The sequence below is a fragment of the Streptomyces plumbidurans genome, from assembly GCF_019857225.1.
GTDB lineage: Bacteria > Actinomycetota > Actinomycetes > Streptomycetales > Streptomycetaceae > Streptomyces > Streptomyces plumbidurans.
This window is the reverse complement of record NZ_JAFJSY010000100.1, coordinates 1-22,214: the sequence shown is the minus strand read 5'-3', so window position 1 is coordinate 22,214 and position 22,214 is coordinate 1. Positions and strand designations below refer to the sequence as shown.

The window sequence follows — 22,214 nt, the reverse complement described above, 5'->3', positions numbered from 1 at the left end:
ACGTCTCCTTCACATACGTGATCCACCACACGTACGAAACGGTTTCGTTTCGCTAGCTTTCAGGGTATCTTCTTGGGTGTACGAACAGGAGCACCCGAGCCGGAAGGTGAGTGACATGACTGAGGTCGCAACGACGCGTCGCAGTCGGATCACGCCCGAGCGAGAGGCCGAGCTGTACGGGGCCGTGCTCGACCTGCTCAGGGAAGTCGGCTACGACGCCCTCACCATGGACGCCGTGGCGGCCCGCACCCGCTCCAGCAAGGCGACGCTCTACCGCCAGTGGGGCGGCAAGGCCGAGCTGGTCGCAAGGGCGGTACGGCACGACAAGCCGGGCTCCTCCGCCGAGATCGACACCGGCTCGCTCAAGGGCGACCTGCACGCCCTCACGCTGCGCTCGGACGACTGCCAGATGGAGCAGAACTCCGCGCTGATGCGAGGGCTGGCCATGGCGGTGCACGGCAATCCGGACCTCCTGAAGGCGTTCAAGGAGCACCTGATCGAACCGGAGCTGGCGGAGTTCCGCCGCATGCTGCAGCGCGCGATCGACCGGGGCGAGATCCGGGCCGACAACCCGGCGCTCGACTATGTGATGCACATGATCATCGGTGGGTTCGCCGCCCGCAGCCTGATCGACGAACAGCCGCCGACCCAGGCCTTCCTCCTTTCGTACATCGACGCAGTGGTTCTCCCCGCCCTCGTCGCCTGACAGATCCCCGCACCTCCCCGAGTACCTGACGTCACCGCTCAAGTCGTCGGGACGGTCACCCCTGCCTCCCCGCCGGGCTGATCACCCCTGCCCTGATAGACCCACGACCTGACCGGGAGTACGCCCTCGTGGCCACGTTCCTCTACAAAGTCGGCCGGTTCGCCTTCAGGCGACGGCACTTCGTCGCCCTGATCTGGGTGGCGCTGCTGACGCTCGCGGGAGTCGGCGCGGCCGGCGCCCCCGCTGCGGGCTCCTCCTCCTTCTCCATTCCCGGTACGGAGGCCCAGAAGGCCTTCGACCTGCTGGAACAGCGCTTCCCCGGGATGAGCGCCGACGGCGCCACCGGACGCGTCGTCTTCAAGGCGCCCGCGGGCGAGAAGATGACCGACGCCGGCAACAAGGCCACCGTCGAGAAGACGGTCAAGGAGCTGTCCGACGGCTCCGAGGTGGTCTCCGCCTCCGACCCCTACAAGGCGCACGCCGTCAGCAAGGACGGCACGATCGCCTATACGTCGGTCAAGTACAAGGTCTCCGGCATGGAGCTGAAGGACGCCTCACGGGACGCCCTGGAGCAGGCCGGAAAGGATGCGCGGGGCGCCGGGCTGACCGTCGAGATCGGCGGTGACGCGCTGCAGACGACACCCGAGACCGGCGCCACCGAGGTCATCGGCATCGCGGTCGCGGCCGTCGTCCTCGTCATCACCTTCGGCTCGCTGATCGCGGCCGGGCTGCCGCTGCTGACGGCGCTCATCGGCGTGGGCATCGGCGTCTCGACCATCACGGCACTGGCGAAGGCCCTGGACCTCGGCTCGACGACCTCCACCCTGGCCATGATGATCGGCCTCGCGGTCGGCATCGACTACGCCCTGTTCATCGTCTCCCGCTATCGCGCCGAGCTCGCCGAGGGCCGCGCCCGGGAGGAGGCGGCCGGGCGGGCCGTCGGCACGGCCGGCTCGGCGGTGGTCTTCGCCGGCCTGACGGTCGTGATCGCGCTGGTCGGCCTGTCCGTCGTCAACATCCCGATGCTGACGAAGATGGGTGTGGCGGCCGCCGGCACGGTGGCGATCGCGGTGCTGATCGCGCTGACCATGATCCCGGCACTGCTCGGGTACGCGGGCCGCAAGGTCAAGCCGGCCGGGCAGAAGAGCAGGCTGCTCGGCGGCGGACGCGCGGCACGCAAGGCGGCCGAGGGCCGGCCGAACATGGGCACCCGCTGGGCGAGCTTCGTCGTACGCCGCCCCGTCGCGGTCCTGCTGCTGGGCGTGATCGGTCTCGGAGCCGCGGCGGTCCCGGCGTCCTCGCTGGAGCTGGGCCTGGGCGACGACGGCTCGCAGCCGACGTCGACGACGCAGCGCCGCGCCTACGACCTGCTGTCCGAGGGCTTCGGCCCCGGATTCAACGGCCCCCTGATGATCGTGGTCGACGCCAAGGACAGCGACAGCCCCAAGGCCGCGGTGGGCAAGGTCGCCCATGACATCAAGGGCCTGAAGGACGTCGTGACGGTCACGCCGGCGCAGTTCAACAAGGCCGGTGACACGGCGACGATCACGGTGATCCCCGACTCCAAGCCGTCGTCGGTCACCACCGAGGACCTGGTCCACTCAATCCGTGACGCGGGCGCGCACATCAAGGCCGACACGGGCGCGAAGGTGCTGGTCACCGGCTCGACGGCGATGAACATCGACGTGTCGCAGAAGCTGAACGACGCGCTGATCCCGTATCTGGTGCTGGTCGTCGGTCTGGCGTTCCTCCTCCTGATCGTCGTCTTCCGCTCGATCCTGGTCCCGCTGAAGGCGGCGCTCGGCTTCCTGCTGTCGGTGATGGCGGCGCTCGGCGCGGTCGTGGCGGTCTTCCAGTGGGGCTGGCTGTCCGGTCTGCTGGGTGTGGAGCAGACCGGCCCGGTCATGTCGATGATGCCGATCTTCATGGTCGGTGTGGTCTTCGGTCTCGCGATGGACTACGAGGTGTTCCTCGTGACGCGGATGCGGGAGGCCTACGTCCAGGGGGAGAAGCCGGCGCAGGCCGTCGTCACCGGGTTCAAGCACGGGGCGCGGGTGGTCACGGCCGCCGCGGTGATCATGACGGCGGTCTTCTCCGGCTTCATCGGCTCCAGCGAGTCCATGATCAAGATGATCGGCTTCGGCCTCGCGATCGCGGTCTTCTTCGACGCGTTCATCGTGCGCATGGCGATCGTGCCGGCGGTGCTGGCACTGCTCGGCAAGCGGGCCTGGTGGCTGCCGAAGTGGCTGGACCGGGCGCTGCCCAACGTGGACGTGGAGGGCGAGGGGCTGAAGAACCTCGACCGCGACACGAGGGACGACGACGAGGATCGGGAGCTGGCACGGGCCTGACGGCCCCGGCGACTGTCAGAGGACTGTCAGAGGGGACAACCCCCGGCGACTGTCAGTGGCGGGGGCTAGCGTGAGCGCATGACCACGCTTCCGCAACGCCCCCGCACCGCCCTGCTGGTGATCGACGTCCAGCAGGGCGTCGTCGTGTCCGCGTACCGGCGCGACGAGGTCGTCGCCAACATCGCCTCCCTCGTCGAGCGGGCCCGCGCCCAGGACGTCCCCGTCGTCTGGGTCCAGCACTCCGACGACGGCCTGGAGAAGGGCAGCGAGGCCTGGCAGTACGTGCGCGAACTGCCCGGCCGCGCCTCCGAACCGGTGGTGCACAAGAACTACGGCGACGCCTTCGAGGACACCGAACTGGAGGAGGTCCTCGCCGCGGCCGGGGTCGGCCATCTCGTGGTCGCGGGCGCGGAGACCGACGCCTGCATACGCTCCACGATCCACGGCGCCTTCACCCGCGGATACGACGTCACGCTCGTCTCCGACGCCCACACCACGAACGACAACAGCAAGTGGGGCGCCCCGCCCCCGGAGCAGGTCGTCGCCCACACCAACCTGTACTGGCAGTACCACTCCGCACCCGGGCGTACGGCGGCGGTGTCCACGACCGAGGGCGTGACGTTCGGCTGAAGTTCGGGTGGCGTCGGTCTGACGTCCGGCCGAGCGGGCGTCCCCGAATTCGTTCGTGATGTCTGTACGGGGCAGCTAGCCTGCCGGGCATGACGCCTTCCGACTCGCCGGCCCACCCCCGTTTCGCCGAGGCCCTGCACGAGCTGGGTCTCGACGACGTGAACGACCGCATCCGCCGCTTCCCGGACGCGACCCGCACCGCCGCCGAGGCGGCCGCGGCGATCGGCTGCGAGCTGAGCCAGATCTGCAAGTCGCTGATCTTCGCGGCGGACGGGGTCCCGGTGCTGGTGCTGATGGACGGGGCCTCGCGGGTGGACATCGAGCGGGTCCGCGAGGAGCTCGGCGCCGAGAAGGTGACCCGGGCCCGGGCGGACGTCGTGCGCGAGAGCACCGGGTACGCCATCGGGGGCGTACCGCCCTTCGGACACCGCACCACAACCCGGGTGCTGGCCGACCGTTCGCTGCTGGAGCACGACGTCGTGTGGGCCGCCGCCGGCAACCCGCACGCCGTGTTCCCGATGGAGCCCAAGGACCTGGTCGCCCACGCCGGTGCCACCCTCGTGGACGTGCGCGAGCGCAGCTCGTGACGCCGCTGGTCGCCGCCGCGGTCCTGTTCGCCGCCGTCACACACGCCGGCTGGAACGCGATCGCCCACCAGATCACGGACAAGCTGGTCGGCTTCACCCTGATCGCCGGCGGCGGCATGCTCATCGGGCTGGCGATGGTGCCGTTCGTGCCCTTCCCCGCGGCCGGCGCCTGGCCCTACCTCGCCGCCTCCGCGGTCATCCACGTCGCCTACTACGTCCTGCTCATGCGGTCCTTCCGGCTCGGCGACTTCGGCCAGGCCTATCCGATCGCCCGCGGTACCGCACCCCTGGTCGTCACGCTCCTCGCCGCGCTCTTCGCACACGAGGTACCGAACGGCTGGGCGGCCGCGGGCATCACCCTGTCCTGCGCGGGGCTGACCGGCGTCGCCCTGTGGGGCCTGCGCGGCAGCCGGCCCAACTGGCCGGCCATCGGCGCCGCGCTCGCCACCGGCCTGACCATCGCCGCGTACACGGTCGTGGACGGCCTGGGCGTACGCGCGTCCGGCTCCTCCCTCGGCTACATCGCCTGGCTGATGGCAGTGGAGGGCATCGCGGTCCCGGCGTACGCGCTGTACCGCTGGCGTGGCCGCTTCACCACCGTCCTGCGCCCCTTCGCCCCTCGGGGCCTTCTGGGCGCCGCCCTGTCCGTCCTCGCCTACGGCCTGGTCCTCTGGGCCCAGACAAGAGCCGAACTCGCCCCGATCGCGGCCCTACGAGAATCCTCGATCATCGTCGGCGCCGCCATCGGCGCCGTCTTCTTCAAGGAACGGTTCGGCCCGCCCCGCATCGCGGCGGCAGGCCTGCTGGTGGCCGGCATCGGGCTGATGCTGCACGCCGGGTAGTGCGCCGGGACCGGTCGTGGTGGGGCGGTCTGCCGGGCGCGGGTGGTTGTAAAGGAATCCTTGACGACGTGCGGTTGTAAAGGCATCGTTTACATATGACCGATGCCTCGCCGTCCCTCCGCCGCCTGAGCGCACTGCTGGCCGAGCGGAGCTCGCTGCTGGCCGGGGCGCTGGGCAGCTCTCTGGCAGCGCCTTCCTATCTGGACCTGATCCGGCACTCCCGGGACGTCGACGACCTGGCGGAACAGGTGCTCAAGCTGTGCGTGCAGCAGGCCAGGGACGCCGGCCACACCTGGCAGGAGATCGGGGACCTGCTCGGAGTCACCCGCCAGGCCGCCTTCCAGCGGTTCGGCAAACCCATCGATCCCCGGACGGGAGAACCCATGGACAAGACAGTGCGCATGACCGACGCCGGGCAACGCGCCGTCGCGATCGTCACGGACGTCCTGGAAGGGCGGATGGAGGAGGCCCGCCGTTCGTTCAACGCCGAGGTGCTGGCGGCCCTCACCGACGAGGTGTGGAGCAACGGCCGCGCCACGGTCACCGGCCTGGTCGGCGCGTTCGAGGGGTTCGGCGACGGCGAGCCGTTCGTCCGGCGGATCGGCGACCACACGGTCGTCGACGTGCCCTTGCGGTACGAGGCCGACGACATGAAGGCTCGGGTCGCCTTCGACACGGACGAGAAGGTTGCCGGTCTCTTCATACTTCCGTCCGAGATTCCCTGAGAACCAAGGAGGACTTTCGTGCAGACCGGTTCCCTTCTCTCGTCCGCGCCGCCGCTGTGGGCCGCGCTCGTGCCGCTGGTCGCGATCGTCCCCGCCGTCGTGTGCATGGCCGACATCGCCCGCCACCCGCACACCCGCAATCTGACGCCACAGGCATGGCTGGCCCTCTGTGCGTTCGGCAACGTCGTCGGACTGGTCGCCTATCTGGTGCACGGCCGGCAGGCGGACCGCTAGGGCCCGCAGTGGTGCGTGCGGGCGCGGTGAGGAGCACCCTGGAGACAGGTCTTCCGGAGGTGATCGTCATGATGCACACCGCAGTGGGATGGCATGTCGAGCTGGAGTTCCAGGAGGACGCGACGCATACGCGGGCCGCTGCGATGGTGCGGCTGTCCGACGGGAGTGAGATACGGGCCCACGGGCATGCGAGCCGGCACGGTTCCGATGCCAATCAGCCTCGGGTGGGCGAGGAGATCGCGGGCGCGCGGGCGCTCAACGAGCTCGCCATGCAGTTGCTGGCCAAGGCGCACGGGGAGATCGACTCGGCCTCGGGGCGCACCTCGCACTCCATCAACGTCTGAGCCGCGACCCTACCGGCCCGCTCACGCCGACAGCGCGCCGCGCAGTGCCCGTACCAGCGCCTGCGCCCGGGGGTCCGCCGTCACGCTCGTGCGGAAGCCGTTGGTCACGTAGCCGAAGGAGATGCCCGAGGCGGGGTCGGCGAAGCCGAGGGAGCCGCCGCGGCCGGGGTGGCCGAAGGAGGTGGGGGACAGCATCGGGGACGCCGGTCCGTGCAGCATGTAGCCGAGGCCGAACCGGGTGCCGACGACGAGCACGCGGTCCGGTCCGGCGCTGCGCTCGGCGCGGGCCAGCTCCGCCGTCTCCGGCGTGAACAGCCGCCTGCCGCCGTCCACTTCGCCGATGAGTGAGCCGTAGAAGCGCGCCAGGCCCTCCGCCGTGGCGATGCCGTTGGATGCGGGCAGGACGGCCGCGCGGTAGGCGGGGTCGTTCTCGTCGGGGAACGGGGTGATGGCCGCGAAGGCCCGGCAGGTGAGGGAGTCCGGGTCCGCGTAGGCCTCGGCGACCGCGCGCTTGGGGCGGGTCCGCAGACCGGGCGGGTCCGCGGGGGACTCGATCCTGCCGGTCAGGCCCACTCGGGACGTCTCCGCCTCGGGCAGCCCCAGCCACAGGTCCGCCCCGGCCGGCCCGGCGATCTCGTCGGCGATCCACTCGCCCATGCCGCGGCCGGTGACCCGGCGCACCAGCTCGCCCGTCAGCCAGCTGTACGTCTGCGCGTGGTATCCGTGGTCGGTGCCCGGCTCCCACACCGGTGCCTGCGCCGCGACCGCCTCGGCGCCGAGGGCGGGGTCGGCGGCCTGGGCGGGGGTCAGCGGACGGTCCAGGACGGGCACGCCGGCGCGGTGCGCGAGCAGATGCCACACCCGCGTCCGCTCCTTGCCCGCCGCCTTGAACTCCGGCCAGTACTCGCCCACCGGCGCGTCCAGGTCCAGCTCCCCGCGCTGGTGCAGCAGCAGGAGTACGGCGGCGGCGACGCCCTTGGTCGCCGAGCGCACGACCTGGGCGGTGCCGTGCTCCCAGGGCCGGTCCCCGTCCACGTCCTTGGTGCCGCCCCACAGATCGACGACCTTGTGCCCGTCGCGGTGGACGGCGACGGCGGCGCCCCGCTCGCCCAGCGTCTCGAAGTTCCGCGCGAACGCCTCCCTGACCGGCTCGAAGCCCTCGGCCACCGCACCGTTCACGTCCACGCTCACGCCCGTACTTCCTTCCGGTTCACCTGCGACTGTGGGGGAAACACCAGCGCCCAGCCTGCGATTCCCCGGTGCTGCCGGGCGTAGGGCGGCCGTTCGTACCGGTCCCGTCACGCGCCCGTCGTCACGGACCGCGGGTCGAAGCCGAACGGCAGCTCCAGGCGGTGCGCGCGCATCAGCTCCTGGTCCGAGAGCAGCTCCCCGGTCTTGCCGTCCGCGGCGATCACGCCCTCGCTCAGGATCAGGGCGCGGGGGCACAGTTCGAGGGCGTAGGGCAGGTCGTGCGTGACCATGAGGACCGTGACGTCCAACGAGCGCAGGATGTCGGCCAGTTCGCGGCGGGAGGCCGGGTCGAGGTTGGAGGAGGGCTCGTCCAGGACGAGGATCTCCGGCTCCATCGCGAGTACGGTCGCGACGGCCACCCGGCGCCGCTGCCCGAACGAGAGGTGGTGCGGGGGCCGGTCCTTGAACTCGGCCATGCCGACCTGCGCGAGCGCCCGGTCGACCCGCTCCTCCAGTTCGGGGCCCTTCAGCCCGGCCGCCGCGGGCCCGAACGCCACGTCCTCGCGGACCGTCGGCATGAACAGCTGGTCGTCGGGGTCCTGGAAGACGATGCCGACCCGGCGCCGGATCTCGGCCATGTGCCGCTTGCCGACGGGCAGTCCGGCCACCCGCACCGTGCCCGCGCCGCCGGTCAGGATGCCGTTGAGGTGCAGTACGAGGGTCGTCTTGCCGGCGCCGTTCGGGCCGAGCAGCGCGACCCGTTCGCCGCGCTCGACGGTGAAGTCGACGCCGAACAGCGCCTGGTGGCCGTCGGGATAGGCGAAGGCGAGGCCGGAGACCTCGAGCGAAGGATTACTCACAGGGTCCATCCCAGCGGTCACAGGATCCATCCCAGCGGTCACAGGGTCCATCCCAGCAGGCAGACGACGAGGGCGGCGACGGGGAGGGCGAGAGCGTACGACCACTGCGCCCGGGACGCGGTCACCTCGTCGATCACCGGCATCGAACCGGCGTAACCACGGCTGACCATGGCGAGGTGCACGCGCTCCCCGCGCTCGTAGGAGCGGATGAACAGGGCACCGGCCGACTTCGCCAGCACGCCCCAGTGCCGCACGCCGCGCGCCTCGAAGCCGCGTGACTCCCGGGCGATCCGCATCCGCCGCATCTCGTCGGTGATGACGTCGCCGTAGCGGATCATGAAGGAGGCGATCTGGACGAGCAGCGGCGGGAGCTTCAACCGCTGCAGGCCCAGGAGGAGTTCGCGCAGTTCGGTGGTGGAGGCGAGCAGCACCGACGCGGCGACGCCGAGCGTGCCCTTGGCGAGCACGTTCCACGCGCCCCACAGGCCGTTCACGCTCAGCGACAGTCCAAGGACGTCCACCCGCTCGCCCTCCGCCACGAACGGCATCAGCACGGCGAACGCGACGAACGGCACCTCGATCAGCAGCCGCTTGAGCAGGAAGGCGGCGGGCACGCGCGCGAGGTGGGCGACGACGCCCAGGAACACGGCGTACAGACCGAACGCCCAGACCGCCTCGCGCGGCGTCGACACCACGACGACCACGAAGGCGAAGGCCGCGGCCAGCTTGGTGTGCGGCGGCAGGGCGTGGACGGGGGAGTGCCCGTGCCGGTAGAGCCGGTGCGCGTGGCCGGCGCCCATGTCAGAGGTTCTCCACGGCCGTGGGCGAGACGTCCGTGCTCCGGCGCCTGCGCACCGTCCAGAACACGGCGCTGCCCGCGACGACGGTGACACCGACACCGATCACGCCCGCCAGCCCCCCGGACAGGCGGGCGTTCGCGATGTCCTTGACCCCGTAGCCGGCCAGTGGGGAGTCCGACGAGGCGTGCTTCTCGGCCTTCTTGTCGATGCCCTTGTCGTGGGCGACCTTCTCCAGGCCGTCGGGGTTGGCGGAGGCGTAGAAGCTGACGAATCCGGCGAGGACCAGGGACGTCACCAGGCCGGTGGCCCACAGCCGGCGGCGGGAGGTGCGTGCCGCGACGGGCGCGGGCGCGCTGCCGGGCGCGTCGACGAGTTCGCCGTTCACCCGCAACTTGAGCCGCTGCTGCAGCCCGCGTGCGCCGTACACCAGGTCGGGGCGTACGGCGACGACGGCGCCCACGGTCAGGGCCGTGATGACCGCTTCGCCGATGCCGATGAGGATGTGCACGCCGATCATCGCGGTGGCGACCTTGCCGATGGCGATGTCGGTGGTGCCGCCGATCGCGTAGATCAGCGTGAAGATCACTGCGGCGGCCGGGACGGACAGCAGCGCGGCGGCGAAGGAGGCGACGGTGATCGAGCGCCTGCTGCGCGGCAGGACCTTCACCAGGCCGCGGAAGACGGCGTATCCGACGACGGTCGTGGTGATCGCCATGTCGGTGATGTTCACGCCGAGCGCGGTCAGGCCGCCGTCGGCGAAGAGGATGCCCTGCATGAGCAGCACCACGGACACGCACAGCACCCCTGTGTAGGGGCCGACGAGGATCGCCGCGAGCGCGCCTCCCAGCAGATGGCCGCTTGTCCCCGCGGCGACGGGGAAGTTCAGCATCTGCACGGCGAAGATGAACGCCGCCACGAGTCCGGCCAGCGGCGCCGTGCGCTCGTCGAGCTCACGGCGGGCGCCGCGCAGACTCACGGCTACGGCGCCGGCGGCGACAACACCGGCCGCGGCGGAAATGGGCGCGTTGATGAATCCGTCAGGCACATGCACCGTTCGATGATAGAGGCTTGTTGCGAACTCCTTGCAAGAGCGAGGTGCTCGTACATCGGGCACCGGGCGCATGTCTCATCGATATCTCCCGTCGTCAAGGGGCATGATCTGGAAAATATGGGACATTAGGAGGGGGGTGGACGGACAGCTTCCACATGGATCACGCAGCGTGAGAGGGCCGTCACGATGTCTGTAGTCGAACAGTACGCACGAGCCCACCTCGTCTCCGACGCGGTCATCCCCGAGGACGCGGCCGTCCCCGTCATGCTGCGCTACGACTCCGACGACGACCCGCGCTCGGTGCGGGTCGCTCTGCCCGGACCGCATGAGTGGACCGTCGCCCGGTCACTGCTCGAACAGGGGCTGCGCGCCCCGACGGCCAGCGGCGACGTCCGCGTCTGGCCGTGCGGCCGGGTGCAGGCCGTGGTCGAGTTCCACTCGGCCCAGGGCGTCTCGGTGGTGCAGTTCGAGAGCAAGGCGCTGCTGCGCTTCCTGCGCCGCACCTACATGGCGACGGCGCCCGTCAGCCACTGACCGGGCGCCGCGCTTCGAGCGATGGGGCGGTCAGCCGCCCATCTTCAGCAGGGCCGCGACGATCGGGCCCGCCGTGTCACCGCCGTGGCCGCCCGCCTGGACCACGCCCGCTGCCGCGAGGTCGCCCTTGTAGGCGGTGAACCAGCCGTTGGGCTTCTTCTGGCCGTCGACCTCCGCCGAACCCGTTTTCGCGCCGTACTCCCCGCTCATGCCCGCCATCGCCTGGGCCGCGGTGCCGTACATCGCCGTGTAGTGCATGACGTCCTTCAGCTCCGCCTGCGTCGTCGACGACATCGTGCGCGCGGCCTTCGCCAGCGTGCGGTGGTCGACCGACGGGGAGACCAGGTACGGCTGGTGGAAGGTGCCCGACGCCACCGTGGCCGACACCGAGGCCATGTTCAGCGGGTTCATGCGCACCCCGCCCTGCCCGATCAGCGAGGCGCCCATCTGCGCGCCGCTCTGCACCGGGACGGAGCCGTCGAAGGACGGGACGCCGATGGCCCAGTTGTTCAGCCCGAGGCCGTAGACCTGCTGGGCCTCCTTGGTCAGGTCGCTGTCGGACAGCTTCGGCGCGAAGTTGATGAAGGCGTTGTTGCAGGAGGCCCCGAAGGCCAGCTTGAACGTGCCCTTCTTGATCTCCGAGTTGTCGTCGTTGTGGAACGTCCAGCCCGCCATCTTGTACGTCTTGGGGCAGGGGTGCGAGTCGTTCGGGTGGACGAGGTCCTTCTCGAACAGCATCGTCGACGTCACGACCTTCATCGTGGAGCCCGGGGCCAGGGAGCCCTGGAAGGCCACGTTGAAGGTGTGGCTGTTGTTCGCCGCGGCCAGGATCTCGCCGGTCGACGGGCGCATGACGACCACCGACGACTTCGCCTTCTTGGCGACCTGCTGCTCGGCCGCCGCCTGGAGGGTCGGGCTCAGCGTCGTGTCGACCTTGCCCGGGGTGCCCTTGCTCAGCTCCAGCAGCGTCTTGTCGGACAGCTTCGCCTTCTGGGACTCCTTGCCGCGCACCACACGCAGCTCGACGCCGGCCTTGCCGCCGGCGATCTTGCCGTACTTCTCGCGCAGTCCGTCCAGGACGGGCCCCAGCGACGGGTACTTGGCCGTCGTCAGCTCGCCGCCGTCACGGTCGTACGCCTTGACCGGGGGCGTCCCCGACTCGCCGGTGACCAGGGTGTCCCCGTCCTTGAGGTCGGGGTGGACGATCGAGGGGCGCCAGTCGACCAGCGGCTTGCCGTCGGCCTTGTTGCGCACGACGGTGAGCGAACTGTCGTACGCGACCGGCTTGGTGGTGCCCTTGTACGACACCGTGCCCTTGACGGAGAAGGGGACCGTGTCGCCGCTGCGGGTGCCCTCGGTGAGGGTGACGTCCGTGATGTGGGCGTCCTTGGTGTAGCCGGTCAGCAGGGTGGTGGCGGCCGCCGAGTCGTTGGTGACGGCGGCGGCCTTGGTCACCTTGCCCTGCTGCCAGGACGTGAGGAAGCCCTGCGCCGCCGTCTTGACCTCGGTCGCGGACAGCGGTCCGGTCTTGATGTGCTTCTGGTCGGCCGACGCGGACGTCGCCGCCCGGTCGTCGGCCGACGCCCCACCGCCGAACAGCGCGTAGGCGCCGAAGCCCGCGCCGACGACGACCACGGCGATCGTCCCGCCGAGTACGGCGGGTCTGGTCTTCCGTCTCTCAACGACGCGCCTTCTGTTGCCCACTGCCTTCGATCCTCCGCCAGTCCCCGGGGTCCCGTCAGCCCACGCTGCCCCAGGTGTTCTTGTCGTCCTCATGCAACACAACGACGGCAACCACCCTAGAGTCCCGTCCTCGACGGGTGACGTCAGCCGCCACTCCGTAGCACAGCTGCGACAATCGGGCCCGCCGCGTCGATGCCGTGCCCGCCGTCCTGGGTCATGGCCGCGGCCGCGATGTCGTTGCGGTAACCGGTGAACCAGCTGTTGGACTTGGACTGCCCGTCGACCTCGGCCGAACCGGTCTTCGCGCCGATGCTGCCGCTCAGGCCCGCCATGATGCCGGACGCGGTGCCGCTGGTGGCGGTGCGGTTCATCATCGCGCGCAGCTGGGCGACCGTACTCGCGGACAGGCCCTGGGCGGTGGCGAGTTCGCGGTCGTCGAGCTTCTGGGAGACGATCACCGGCTGCCGGAAGCGGCCCGTCATCGCGGTCGCCGTGACCGACGCCATGTTGAGCGGGCACATCTGCACCTGCCCCTGGCCGATCATGTTGGCCGCGGTGTCCGGGCCGCCCGAGGCCGGCACGGAGCCGTCGAAGGACGGGATGCCGGTCTTCCAGTTGTCCCGGCCCAAGCCGAAGCGGTTCTCGGCCTCGTTGGTGAGGGAGTCCACCTTCACCTCGTCCGCGTACTTCACGAAAGCCGTGTTGCAGGAGCGGGCGAAGCTCTCCGAGAGGGTGGACTTCTCGTTCGGGGCCATGCCCTTGAGGTTGTGGAAGGTCTGGCTCTGCCACACCGCCTTGTCCGGGCAGGGGGCCGGGCCGTTCATGCTGGTGATGCCGTTGTCGATGAGCGTGGCCGCGCTGAGGATCTTCATCGTGGAGCCGGGGGCCAGCTTGCCCAGGAACGCCGCGTTGAAGGCGTCCTGGCGGTGGTTGGCGACCGCCAGGACCTCACCCGTGGACGGCTTCACGGCCACCACCGACGACTCCTCGTACTTCGTCACCGCTTGCTCGGCCGCCGCCTGCGCGTTCGCGCTGAGCGTGGTGCGCAGCTTGCCCGGCCTGCCCTTGGCCAGGGTGAGCAGCGTGGTGTCGGCCGCGCCCTCGGCCTCGTGGTGGATCGACAGCTCGATGCCGGGCGTGCCGCCCGCCGAGTCGCCGTACTTGGCGCGCAGTTCGTCCAGGATCGGGCCGAGAGAGGGGTACTTCTCCTTGGTCAGGACGGCACCGTTCCGGTCCACGGCCTCGATCTCGGGGGTCGCGGACTCGCCGGTGACGAGGGTGTCGTCCTTCTGCAGCTGCGGATGGACGACGGACGGCTGCCAGTCGACCAGCGCCCGCCCGGTGGTCTTCCCCCGCACCACCGTCAGCTCGCTCTTGTACGTCAGCGGCTTCGACTTGCCCTCGTACGACACCTTCGCGCTGACGGTGTAGGGGATCGTCGCGCCGCTCGCGGCACCCGGCGTGATCTTCACCCCGGTGATGTGAGCGCTCCCGCCGAAGGCGGTCAGCACGGGCTCGGCCGCGGCGTCGTTGTTCGTGTACGTCGCCGCCTCGGCCGCCTTCCCCTTCTCCCAGGCCGCGAAGAACTTCGCCGACACCTCCTTGATCTCGTCGCCGCTGGGCGGCCCGGTCTTCACCGTCGTCCCGCTGCTGCCCGATCCGCCGTCGTCGTCGTTCAACGCGGAAATGATGTTGAAGGCGCCGTAACCGGCACCGCCCACCATCACGGCGAACACGCTGCCGATGACGGCGGTCTTGACTCCCTTGCCCATGAAATGGGCCCCCTCCCCGTTCCCCGAAGCCATGGGCGGGCTCTTATTGAACGCGTTCAAGAAGAACTCCGCACGGGAACATTACGCGGTGGAGGTGGCGTATGGGACGGGTGTTCTCCGATTGTTAGAGCTGCGCAGATCCGGCCCCTGGCCGACGTAGGTCAGGCCCCCGCCTCACGTACAGGCGTGACGATCTCGTCGACGAGCCGGCGGGCGGCCTTGTCCGGGTAGGGGCGGGGCAGGGCGAGGACGACGTGTCGGATGCCGGCGGCGGCGAGGGCGTGGACGTGGGCGCGGGTGGCGGCGGGGTCGGCGTAGTCGACGATGATCTGCGCGGAGCGGGTGATCTGTGCGGGGTCGCGTCCGATCGCCGCGCAGTGCGTGTCCAGGACACGGGCGCGCTCGGCGATCCAGTCGGTGCCGTTGTGGGGCGGGCCGGGGACGTTCCAGATGTCGGCGTGCTCGGCGACGATGCGCAGCGTGCGGTCGCCCCAGCCGCCGAGCAGCAGCGGCGGGCCGCCGGGACGGACCGGGCCGGGGCCGTTGCGGGTGCCGCGCAGGGTGGTGAAGCGGCCGTCGTGGTCGAAGACCTCCTCGGTCCACATGCGGCGCAGGACGGTGATCGTCTCGGTGAGGCGGGCCAGGCCCTCGCCGGGGCTCGGAAGCGGGAGGCCGTAGGCGGCGTACTCGGCGACGGCCGGATTGGGGCCGTCGGGTTGGCGGGTGCCGCCGACGCCCAGGCCCATGATCAGGCGCCCTCGGGAGATCACGTCCACGGTGGTGGCGATCTTTCCCAGGTGGGCGGGGGCGCGCAGCGCGTTGCTGGTGACGAGCAAACCGAGGCGCAGCCGGCTGGTGCGAGCGGCCGGCGCGGCCAGCAGCGTCCAGCCCTCCAGGACGGCGCCCCCGGGCGGCCCGGCCAGCGGCATCAGGTGATCCCACAGCCAGGCGTCGTCGAGTTCGGGCAGGCCGTCGGCCTCCTCCCAGACGCGCAGGATGTCGTCGTAAGTCAGGTGCATGGGCGTCGTCTTGACGCCGAAGCGGAGCGGGCGATGGGGTGCGTCAGTGGACATGGCCGTCACGATAATTGATCGTCAGCATTACTGACCATCACGCGGCTGACTATCAGCCTAAGGCTAAGATTTCGGGATGGCGCAGAAAGACGACGGGACGGACAACGGGACGGCGGCCGAGGAGCTGCTCGGCGCACGGCTGGGCTACCTGCTCAAGCACGCGCAGCTGCGGTTGGCCAGGCACGCCGGGCCCGCACTGGCCCCGTTCGGGCTGGACGCCCGGGAGTTGGCAGTACTCGCGGTGCTGGCGGCGGGCCGCCCGCTGTCCCAACTGGAGGCCGCACGGCGGCTGGGCGTGGACCGCACGACGATGGTCGCGCTCGTCGACACGCTGGAGGCCAAGGGGCTGGTGCAGCGCCGCCGCAGCGAGGAGGACCGCCGCCGCAACGTCGTCGAGCTGACGGACCGGGGCAGCCGCGTTCGCTCCGACGCGGAGGCCGCCCGCGAGACGGCGGAACACGACTTCCTCGCCCCGCTCGGCGAGAAGGAGGCGGCACGTCTGGTGAAGGCGCTGCAGGTGCTGGTCAGGACGCCGCAGGAGTCCTGAGGGCCCTCGTCTAGACCCAGGTGTCCAGCCACATCCGCGACCGCCACTGGTCGATCGGGATTGCCGTGCCGGTGTACAGGGGCCAGAAGTAGATGAAGTTCCAGGCGATCAGCAGGACCAGGACGCCCGCGCTCGTCGCGCCCGCAACCCGGCGGGTGTCGCTGGAGCCCGGGGGGCCGATGATGGCGCCCAGGAGCATGGTGACCGCCAGGCAGAGGAACGGTACGAAGACGACGGCGTAGAAGAAGAAGATCGTGCGTTCCTGGTACATGAACCAGGGGAGGTATCCGGCCGCGATGCCGCAAGCGATCGCGCCCGCTCGCCAGTCGCGGCGGAAGAGCCAGCGCCACAGGATGTACAGGATCGCGAAGCAGGCCACCCACCACAGCAGCGGGGTGCCGATCGCCAGGACCTCGCGGGCGCACTTGCCGCCCGCGTCGGCGGGGCAGCCGTCCTTGCCGGGGGCGGGGGACTCGTAGAAGTACGAGACCGGGCGGCCGTCGACGAGCCAGCTCCAGGGGTTGGACATGTAGGTGTGCGGTGAGGACAGGCCGACGTGGAACTTGTAGACCTCGTGCTCGTAGTGCCACAGGCTGCGCCACCAGTCGGGGAACAGCCAGGTCCAGTTGCCGCCCTTGCCGTCGGTGGCGGCCCAGTTGCGGAAGTAGCCGCCGGAGCCGTTCGTGGGGGACAGGATCCAGCCGATCCACGACAGGAGGTAGGTGGCGATCGCGACCGGGACCGTCGCCAGGAAGGTGATGCCCGTGTCGCGCAGGAAGACCGTGCTGTACGGGTGCCGGGCTCCGGCGACCTTGCGGGAGCCGATGTCCCACAGCACCGCCATCACACAGAACGCGGCGAGGATGTAGAGGCCGTTCCACTTCGTGCCGATGGCGAGGCCGAGCATCAGACCGGCCAGCCAGCGCCAGGGCCGCCATCCGAAGCGGGTGTTCTCCGCCGCGTACGCGTCCGGCCGGACGCGGCCGTCCGGGTCGACGGGCAGCGCGGCGGCGAGTTTCGCGCGGGTCTTGTCCCGGTCGATGACCAGGCAGCCGAACGCGGCCAGCACGAAGAACGTCAGCACGCCGTCGAGCAGCGAGGTGCGGGACATCACGAAGGCGAGCCCGTCGACCGCCATCAGCGCGCCCGCCAGACAGCCGAGGAAGGTCGAGCGGAAGATCCGGCGCCCGATGCGGCACAGCATCAGCACCGACAGCGTGCCGAGCAGCGCGGTCATGAACCGCCAGCCGAACGGATCGAACCCGAACATCAGCTCGCCGAGCCCGATGACGTACTTGCCCACCGGCGGATGCACGACATACGCCGCGTCGGCCGGGATCGTGACATGTCCGTGCGTCTGCAGGATCAGGTCGTTGGCGTTCTTGTCCCAGTTGACCTCGAAGCCACGGTGGACGAGCGCCCAGGCGTCCTTGGCGTAGTACGTCTCGTCGAATATCACCGCCCTCGGGCTGCCCAGGTGCCAGAAGCGCATCACGCCCGCCATCAGTGTGACCAGCAGCGGGCCGCCCCAGCCGGACCAGCGCGCGATCCGGTCCGCGAGCGCCGGCGGGATGCCCAGCACCTGCCACAGCCGCGGGCCCGGCCGGAGGTACGGCGGCACGAGGCGTTCCTGTACGTCGTCTCTGGGTCCCGCCGTATATCCGAAGCGGCGCAGCCGCTGCTGCCACGACGGCCGCTGGTCTTGCGAGGCCTGGCCTTGCCGGGTGTCCGGGGAGGACGCGGTACTGGTCACCGCGCCATCGTAGGGAACCGTGCTGTGTGAGTCCCGTGCATGTGCGGTAACGGGGCGGTATGCGTTCGCCGAGGGCGGTATGCGTCGGCCGGGCCGGGCCCCTGGGAGGATGGGGACGTGACTGGAACCCTTGTTTTGGCGGGCACCCCCATCGGCGACACCGCGGACGCACCGCCCCGGCTGGCCGAGGAGCTGGCCGGGGCCGATGTCGTCGCGGCCGAGGACACCCGGCGGCTGCGGCGCCTCACGCAGGCCCTGGGAGTCACGCCCAAGGGGCGGATCGTGTCGTACTTCGAGGGCAACGAGTCGGCCCGTACTCCCGAACTGGTCCAGGAGCTGGTGAACGGCGCGCGCGTGTTGCTGGTGACGGACGCCGGGATGCCGTCGGTGTCCGACCCCGGCTACCGGCTGGTCGCCGCCGCCGTCGAGAAGGACATCCGGGTCACCGCCGTCCCCGGCCCGTCCGCCGTGCTCACCGCGCTCGCCCTGTCCGGGCTGCCCGTGGACCGGTTCTGCTTCGAGGGGTTCCTGCCGCGCAAGGCGGGCGAACGGCTGTCGCGGCTGAAGGAGGTGGCCGCCGAGCGGCGCACCCTCGTGTACTTCGAGGCCCCGCACCGCCTCGACGACACCCTCGCCGCGATGGCCGAGGCGTTCGGCGCCGAGCGGCGGGCCGCCGTCTGCCGGGAACTGACCAAGACGTACGAGGAGGTCAGGCGCGGCGGGCTGGGCGAGCTGGCGCAGTGGGCGGCGCAGGGCGTGCGCGGCGAGATCACCGTCGTCGTCGAGGGTGCGCCCGAGAAGGGGCCCGAGGAACTGGACTCGGGCGAGCTGGTCCGCCGGGTGCGGGTGCGCGAGGAGGCGGGGGAGCGGCGCAAGGAGGCGATCGCCGCTGTCGCCGCCGAGGCCGGGCTGCCCAAGCGGACGGTGTTCGACGCGGTTGTGGCTGCGAAGAACGCCGCTGCCGGGAGTGGTTCGTGAGGGGTGTGCGAGGGGGTGTACGAGGGGGGTGTGCGCGGGGCTCGTACCGCCTCTGAGCACAGCGCATATCCGGTGAGCGCGCGCCCCGCGGACAGGCAAAGGACTATCGTGGAGTGCAAAGCGCAGACCCCCTGACCGGGGCCGTTTTGGCAAGGAAGGTCCAAATCGGCTCCAACAGTCGACAGGCCTGATGCATTCGCGCCGGTAGAAGCGTCCACTGGTCGAAGGGACGCACCCGTCCCTGTGTCCAGCGGACAAGAGGAGCTGGCATGAGTGAGATCGCAGGGCAGCCCGGCCTCCGCGGTGCGGCGACCGCAGTCGTACACGAGTCGTACTCCTTCGCCTGCATGCGCTGCGGGCACGGCTGGGAGCAGTCGTACGAGATAGAGCACCACAAGGACGCCGAGGACCACGAGTTCGTGCTGTACGTGGTGGGCGGCCGCATCGTGCCGTCTCCGCTGTCCAAGCCGACCTGCCAGAACTGCGACGGGCACAGCGTGCGGATCATGCGGGCGGGACAGGTTTCGTCGGCCCGCAACGCGGAGCTCCAACAGCACCACCGCACGCCGCCGGCCCGGCACGCCGAGGTGCCGAAGAAGCAGACCCCGGCGAAGGGGACAGCGGCCGCGGAGGCCGCCAAGACTCCCGAGGCCACCGGGGCCTCCCGGGCCGCCGAGCCAGAGCGGCAGGAGCACCACTGGCACCTGTCCGACCTCTGGCACCCCTTCCACCACAAGGCGGGCTGACCGCTCCGGGTCTGCTACAAGGCGGGCTGACCGCTCCGGCGGTCCGGGCATGCCCCTTTCGTAGGATCGGGGCATGCCTTCGAACAGCTCCGGCCCCCGTGAGAAGAACGCGGCACCGCCGCTCCCGGAACCCCTGCGGGTGGCCGTCGCCGACTCGCACACGCACCTCGACATGCAGTCCGGCACGGTGGAGGAGGGGCTTGCGAAGGCCGCTTCGGTCGGCGTGACGACCCTCGTGCAGGTCGGCTGCGACGTCCGGGGGTCGCAGTGGGCCGCCGAGACGGCGCAGCGCCACGACTCCGTCCACGCGACCGTCGCCCTGCACCCCAACGAGGCGCCCCGCATCGTGCACGGCGACCCCGACGGCTGGTCGCGGCAAGGGGAGCGTGAGCCGGGAGGTACGGCGGCGCTCGACGAGGCGCTCGACGAGATCGCGCGCCTGGCCGCGCTCCCTGAGGTCAAGGGCGTCGGCGAGACCGGCCTCGACTTCTACCGCACCGGGCCCGAGGGCAAGGACGCCCAGGAGGCCTCCTTCCGCGCCCACATCGAGATCGCCAAGCGATACGGCAAGGCCCTGGTCATCCACGACCGCGACGCCCACGCCGACGTACTGCGCGTCCTCAAGGAGGAGGGCGCTCCCGAGCGGACGGTGTTCCACTGCTACTCCGGCGACGCCGAGATGGCCGAGGTGTGCGCCCGCGCGGGATACTTCATGTCCTTCGCCGGCAACGTCACCTTCAAGAACGCCCAGAATCTGCGGGACGCGCTCGCCGTGGCGCCCCTGGAGCTGGTCCTCGTGGAGACCGACGCGCCCTTCCTGACGCCCGCGCCGTACCGCGGACGGCCCAATGCGCCGTATCTCATTCCGGTCACGGTGCGCGCCATGGCCGCCGTGCGCGGCATCGACGAGGACGCGCTGGCGACGGCCCTCGCGGCGAACACGGCTCGCGCCTTCGGCTACTGAGGGTCGATCATTCATCACCATCCGATAACACCGACATGGGTCCACCTCGGGTCCCGCCGACACCCTGCGTAGTTGCGCAACTTTGGAGAGTGACGCACCCTCCGCTAGGTTCTGGTGGCCCGATTCCGGACCCTTCTGGACCCCTGGCCCCTGGAGCGTGTCGGCGTGAGCAACTCGCAGTACGAGACGTACGAGGCATACGAGGCGTACAAGATCTACGAGGCGCAGGGCCCGGACCCGGCGTACCGGGCGCCGGAGCCCGGGCGGTCCGCGGGATTCGACGTGCACAGCGCCCAGACGCTGGGGTACGGCGTGTCGGGGGCGTACAACGACACCTACCGGCCCGCGTACGAGACGGCCGGGTCCGCCGAGGCGCCCGCATCGGGGCTGCCGCGACAGCTCGGGAGCCCTGCGGGGGAGGAGTCTCCCGTGAGCGGGGGGCTGCCTGCCGGCGATGCGGCGCCCGGGGACGGCGTACGGGCCGGAACCGGCCGCCGGGGCGCGCGGCGCCGCAGGGCGCGCTACGGCGAGCGCTCGGACGGCCCGGTGCGCCGGCTGCTGCCGCAGGCGCTGGTCGTCGCCTTCCTGGCCGGCGGCACCAGCGCGTTCGTCGCCAAGGACAAGGCGATCGAGCTGACCGTCGACGGCAAGCCGCGCACCCTGCACACCTTTGCCGACGACGTGACCGAACTCCTCGCGCAGGAGAGCGTCGAGGTGGGCGCGCACGACGTGGTCGTACCCGCGCCCGGCACGCAGCTCGACAGCGGCGACGAGGTCGACGTGCACTACGGGCGCCCCGTGCGGCTCACCCTGGACGGGCACCGGCGCGAGGTGTGGACCACGGCGCACACCGTGCAGGGCGCGCTCGAGGAGCTGGGGGTGCGCGCGCAGGGCGCGTACCTGTCCACCTCGCGCTCGCTGCCCATCGGGCGCCACGGTCTCGCGCTCGACGTGCGCACCGAGCGCTCCGTGACGGTCATGGCCGACGGCCGCGCCCGCACGATCCGCACCAACGCGGCGACCGTACGGGAGGTCGTCGAGGAGGCCGGGATCACCCTGCACGGCCAGGACACCACCTCCGTCCCGGCCGACAGCTTCCCGCGTGACGGTCAGACCGTCACCGTGCTGCGGATCAAGGGCGGCAAGGAGGTCCGCGAGGAGGCGATCCCGTTCAAGGTCGAGCGCACCGCGGACCCCTCGCTGTTCAAGGGCACGGAGGTGGTCGAGCGGGCCGGGCGGCCGGGGCTGCGGCGGGTCACGTACATGCTGCGCACCGTCAACGGCGTGAAGCAGAAGCCGCGCAGGATCGACACGGCGCTGGTGCGCGAACCCAGGACCCAGGTCGTGAAGGTGGGCACCAGGCCGATGCCGACGTCCGTGCACGGAGCCGACAACCTGAACTGGCGCGGCCTCGCGGCCTGCGAGTCGGGCGGCCGCCCCGACGCCGTCGACCCCTCCGGCACCTACGGCGGCCTCTACCAACTCGACTCCCCCACCTGGCACGGCCTCGGCGGCACCGGCCGCCCCCAGGACGCCCCGGCCGAAGAACAGACCCTGCGCGCGAAGAAGCTGTACGTACGCCGGGGAGCTGGCCCCTGGCCGCATTGCGGGGCGCGGCTGCACGGGTGAGCGGTGCCGGCGGGCGGCTGCGCCGACAGTGGGGCGTGTCGGGCGACGTCCGGCTCCCGGCGCTTGCCACCCGCACGCCCAGGCCTCGGTTCCCGGCCCCGGCCCTGGTGGCACGTGTCGGTCGACGCGTCGCGCCCGGCCCATGGCGCCATCCTCGGCGGAGCCCGGTGCCCGGTGCCCGGTGCCCGGAGCCCGGAGCCCGCGGCCCGCAGCC

The 22,214-nt window shown here is 70.9% G+C and carries 22 protein-coding genes; 14 read left to right on the top strand and 8 right to left on the bottom strand.

Features of this window, described 5'->3' with window-relative positions:
- The first annotated feature begins 115 nt into the window (after positions 1–115).
- The 8 genes from JYK17_RS36510 (at position 116) to JYK17_RS36475 (ending at position 6,419) form a co-directional block, all read left to right on the top strand.
- Positions 116–706: a TetR/AcrR family transcriptional regulator gene (locus JYK17_RS36510; RefSeq protein WP_108008389.1), complete on the top strand. Its 591-nt coding sequence runs from the start codon at positions 116–118 to the stop codon at positions 704–706.
- A 128-nt stretch (positions 707–834) separates the two neighbouring features.
- Positions 835–3,057 (top strand): MMPL family transporter, encoded by a 2,223-nt coding sequence (locus tag JYK17_RS36505; RefSeq protein WP_108008387.1) that lies wholly within the window; start codon positions 835–837, stop codon positions 3,055–3,057.
- A 78-nt stretch (positions 3,058–3,135) separates the two neighbouring features.
- Positions 3,136–3,687 (top strand): cysteine hydrolase family protein, encoded by a 552-nt coding sequence (locus JYK17_RS36500; RefSeq protein ID WP_108008385.1) that lies wholly within the window; start codon positions 3,136–3,138, stop codon positions 3,685–3,687.
- A gap of 89 nt (positions 3,688–3,776) precedes the next feature.
- Complete coding sequence (locus JYK17_RS36495; protein ID WP_222812069.1) at positions 3,777–4,274, top strand: YbaK/EbsC family protein; 498 nt, start codon at positions 3,777–3,779, stop codon at positions 4,272–4,274.
- The gene (locus JYK17_RS36490) at positions 4,271–5,116 is read left to right on the top strand and encodes an EamA family transporter (RefSeq protein ID WP_108008381.1); all 846 of its coding nucleotides are present in this window, start codon (positions 4,271–4,273) and stop codon (positions 5,114–5,116) included. The genes JYK17_RS36495 and JYK17_RS36490 overlap by 4 nt, the downstream gene beginning before the upstream one ends.
- 95 nt (positions 5,117–5,211) lie before the next feature.
- Positions 5,212–5,841, top strand: a complete 630-nt coding sequence (locus JYK17_RS36485) for a DUF3887 domain-containing protein (RefSeq protein ID WP_222812068.1) — start codon at positions 5,212–5,214, stop codon at positions 5,839–5,841.
- Between the two features lie 18 nt (positions 5,842–5,859).
- On the top strand, positions 5,860–6,075 hold the full coding sequence (locus JYK17_RS36480; RefSeq protein ID WP_108008377.1) for a PLDc N-terminal domain-containing protein: 216 nt from the start codon (positions 5,860–5,862) through the stop codon (positions 6,073–6,075).
- A gap of 68 nt (positions 6,076–6,143) precedes the next feature.
- Positions 6,144–6,419, top strand: a complete 276-nt coding sequence (locus JYK17_RS36475) for a DUF1876 domain-containing protein (RefSeq protein ID WP_108009126.1) — start codon at positions 6,144–6,146, stop codon at positions 6,417–6,419.
- Positions 6,420–6,440: 21 nt separating this feature from the next.
- Here JYK17_RS36475 and JYK17_RS36470 read toward each other — a convergent pair whose 3' ends face one another.
- The 4 genes from JYK17_RS36470 to JYK17_RS36455 form a co-directional block, all read right to left on the bottom strand.
- Positions 6,441–7,604 (bottom strand): serine hydrolase domain-containing protein, encoded by a 1,164-nt coding sequence (locus JYK17_RS36470; RefSeq protein WP_108009124.1) that lies wholly within the window; start codon positions 7,602–7,604, stop codon positions 6,441–6,443.
- 113 nt (positions 7,605–7,717) lie between these two features.
- Positions 7,718–8,479 carry an energy-coupling factor ABC transporter ATP-binding protein gene (locus JYK17_RS36465; RefSeq protein ID WP_108008375.1) on the bottom strand — a complete coding sequence of 254 codons (762 nt, stop codon included), beginning with the start codon at positions 8,477–8,479 and terminating at the stop codon, positions 7,718–7,720.
- A 29-nt stretch (positions 8,480–8,508) separates the two neighbouring features.
- Positions 8,509–9,270 (bottom strand): cobalt ECF transporter T component CbiQ, encoded by a 762-nt coding sequence (gene cbiQ, locus JYK17_RS36460; RefSeq protein ID WP_222812067.1) that lies wholly within the window; start codon positions 9,268–9,270, stop codon positions 8,509–8,511.
- 1 nt (position 9,271) lies between these two features.
- The gene (locus JYK17_RS36455; protein ID WP_108008371.1) at positions 9,272–10,321 is read right to left on the bottom strand and encodes an energy-coupling factor ABC transporter permease; all 1,050 of its coding nucleotides are present in this window, start codon (positions 10,319–10,321) and stop codon (positions 9,272–9,274) included.
- A gap of 186 nt (positions 10,322–10,507) precedes the next feature.
- On the opposite strand from JYK17_RS36455, the gene JYK17_RS36450 reads away from it, so the two are divergent.
- Positions 10,508–10,855 (top strand): SsgA family sporulation/cell division regulator, encoded by a 348-nt coding sequence (locus JYK17_RS36450; RefSeq protein ID WP_108008369.1) that lies wholly within the window; start codon positions 10,508–10,510, stop codon positions 10,853–10,855.
- Positions 10,856–10,885: 30 nt separating this feature from the next.
- On the opposite strand, the gene JYK17_RS36445 is transcribed toward JYK17_RS36450, so the two are convergent.
- The 3 genes from JYK17_RS36445 to JYK17_RS36435 form a co-directional block, all read right to left on the bottom strand.
- Positions 10,886–12,559, bottom strand: coding sequence for a penicillin-binding transpeptidase domain-containing protein (locus JYK17_RS36445; protein ID WP_128802170.1), 1,674 nt, complete (start codon positions 12,557–12,559; stop codon positions 10,886–10,888).
- Positions 12,560–12,681: 122 nt separating this feature from the next.
- Complete coding sequence (locus tag JYK17_RS36440) at positions 12,682–14,310, bottom strand: penicillin-binding transpeptidase domain-containing protein (RefSeq protein WP_108008365.1); 1,629 nt, start codon at positions 14,308–14,310, stop codon at positions 12,682–12,684.
- A gap of 161 nt (positions 14,311–14,471) precedes the next feature.
- A complete protein-coding gene (locus JYK17_RS36435) occupies positions 14,472–15,383 on the bottom strand; it encodes an LLM class flavin-dependent oxidoreductase (protein ID WP_222812066.1) in 912 nt (303 codons plus the stop codon).
- Positions 15,384–15,459: 76 nt separating this feature from the next.
- On the opposite strand from JYK17_RS36435, the gene JYK17_RS36430 reads away from it, so the two are divergent.
- A complete protein-coding gene (locus JYK17_RS36430) occupies positions 15,460–15,930 on the top strand; it encodes a MarR family winged helix-turn-helix transcriptional regulator (RefSeq protein ID WP_222812065.1) in 471 nt (156 codons plus the stop codon).
- Between the two features lie 10 nt (positions 15,931–15,940).
- Here the strand turns inward: JYK17_RS36430 and JYK17_RS36425 are convergent, their stop codons facing one another.
- A complete protein-coding gene (locus JYK17_RS36425; protein WP_222812064.1) occupies positions 15,941–17,683 on the bottom strand; it encodes a dolichyl-phosphate-mannose--protein mannosyltransferase in 1,743 nt (580 codons plus the stop codon).
- A 117-nt stretch (positions 17,684–17,800) separates the two neighbouring features.
- Between JYK17_RS36425 and rsmI the strand changes: the two genes are divergently transcribed.
- The 4 genes from rsmI to JYK17_RS36405 all read left to right on the top strand — a co-directional run bounded on the left by rsmI (position 17,801) and on the right by JYK17_RS36405 (position 22,000).
- Entirely contained in the window at positions 17,801–18,661 is an 861-nt protein-coding gene (rsmI, locus tag JYK17_RS36420) for a 16S rRNA (cytidine(1402)-2'-O)-methyltransferase (protein ID WP_222812063.1), read from the top strand.
- Between the two features lie 269 nt (positions 18,662–18,930).
- The gene (locus JYK17_RS36415) at positions 18,931–19,407 is read left to right on the top strand and encodes a hypothetical protein (RefSeq protein WP_108008359.1); all 477 of its coding nucleotides are present in this window, start codon (positions 18,931–18,933) and stop codon (positions 19,405–19,407) included.
- Positions 19,408–19,480: 73 nt separating this feature from the next.
- Positions 19,481–20,371, top strand: coding sequence for a TatD family hydrolase (locus JYK17_RS36410; RefSeq protein WP_222812062.1), 891 nt, complete (start codon positions 19,481–19,483; stop codon positions 20,369–20,371).
- 165 nt (positions 20,372–20,536) lie between these two features.
- Positions 20,537–22,000 carry a resuscitation-promoting factor gene (locus JYK17_RS36405; RefSeq protein WP_222812061.1) on the top strand — a complete coding sequence of 488 codons (1,464 nt, stop codon included), beginning with the start codon at positions 20,537–20,539 and terminating at the stop codon, positions 21,998–22,000.
- The last annotated feature ends 214 nt before the right edge of the window (positions 22,001–22,214 follow it).

Coding starts and splice junctions, on each gene's coding strand:
- JYK17_RS36510 (WP_108008389.1), top strand. CDS start 116: ATGACTGAGGTCGCAACGACGCGTCGCAGTCGGATCACGCCCGAGCGA.
- JYK17_RS36500 (WP_108008385.1), top strand. CDS start 3,136: ATGACCACGCTTCCGCAACGCCCCCGCACCGCCCTGCTGGTGATCGAC.
- JYK17_RS36495 (WP_222812069.1), top strand. CDS start 3,777: ATGACGCCTTCCGACTCGCCGGCCCACCCCCGTTTCGCCGAGGCCCTG.
- JYK17_RS36485 (WP_222812068.1), top strand. CDS start 5,212: ATGACCGATGCCTCGCCGTCCCTCCGCCGCCTGAGCGCACTGCTGGCC.
- JYK17_RS36475 (WP_108009126.1), top strand. CDS start 6,144: ATGATGCACACCGCAGTGGGATGGCATGTCGAGCTGGAGTTCCAGGAG.
- JYK17_RS36465 (WP_108008375.1), bottom strand. CDS start 8,479: ATGGACCCTGTGAGTAATCCTTCGCTCGAGGTCTCCGGCCTCGCCTTC.
- cbiQ (WP_222812067.1), bottom strand. CDS start 9,270: ATGGGCGCCGGCCACGCGCACCGGCTCTACCGGCACGGGCACTCCCCC.
- JYK17_RS36450 (WP_108008369.1), top strand. CDS start 10,508: ATGTCTGTAGTCGAACAGTACGCACGAGCCCACCTCGTCTCCGACGCG.
- JYK17_RS36440 (WP_108008365.1), bottom strand. CDS start 14,310: ATGGGCAAGGGAGTCAAGACCGCCGTCATCGGCAGCGTGTTCGCCGTG.
- JYK17_RS36435 (WP_222812066.1), bottom strand. CDS start 15,383: ATGTCCACTGACGCACCCCATCGCCCGCTCCGCTTCGGCGTCAAGACG.
- JYK17_RS36430 (WP_222812065.1), top strand. CDS start 15,460: ATGGCGCAGAAAGACGACGGGACGGACAACGGGACGGCGGCCGAGGAG.
- JYK17_RS36415 (WP_108008359.1), top strand. CDS start 18,931: ATGAGTGAGATCGCAGGGCAGCCCGGCCTCCGCGGTGCGGCGACCGCA.
- JYK17_RS36410 (WP_222812062.1), top strand. CDS start 19,481: ATGCCTTCGAACAGCTCCGGCCCCCGTGAGAAGAACGCGGCACCGCCG.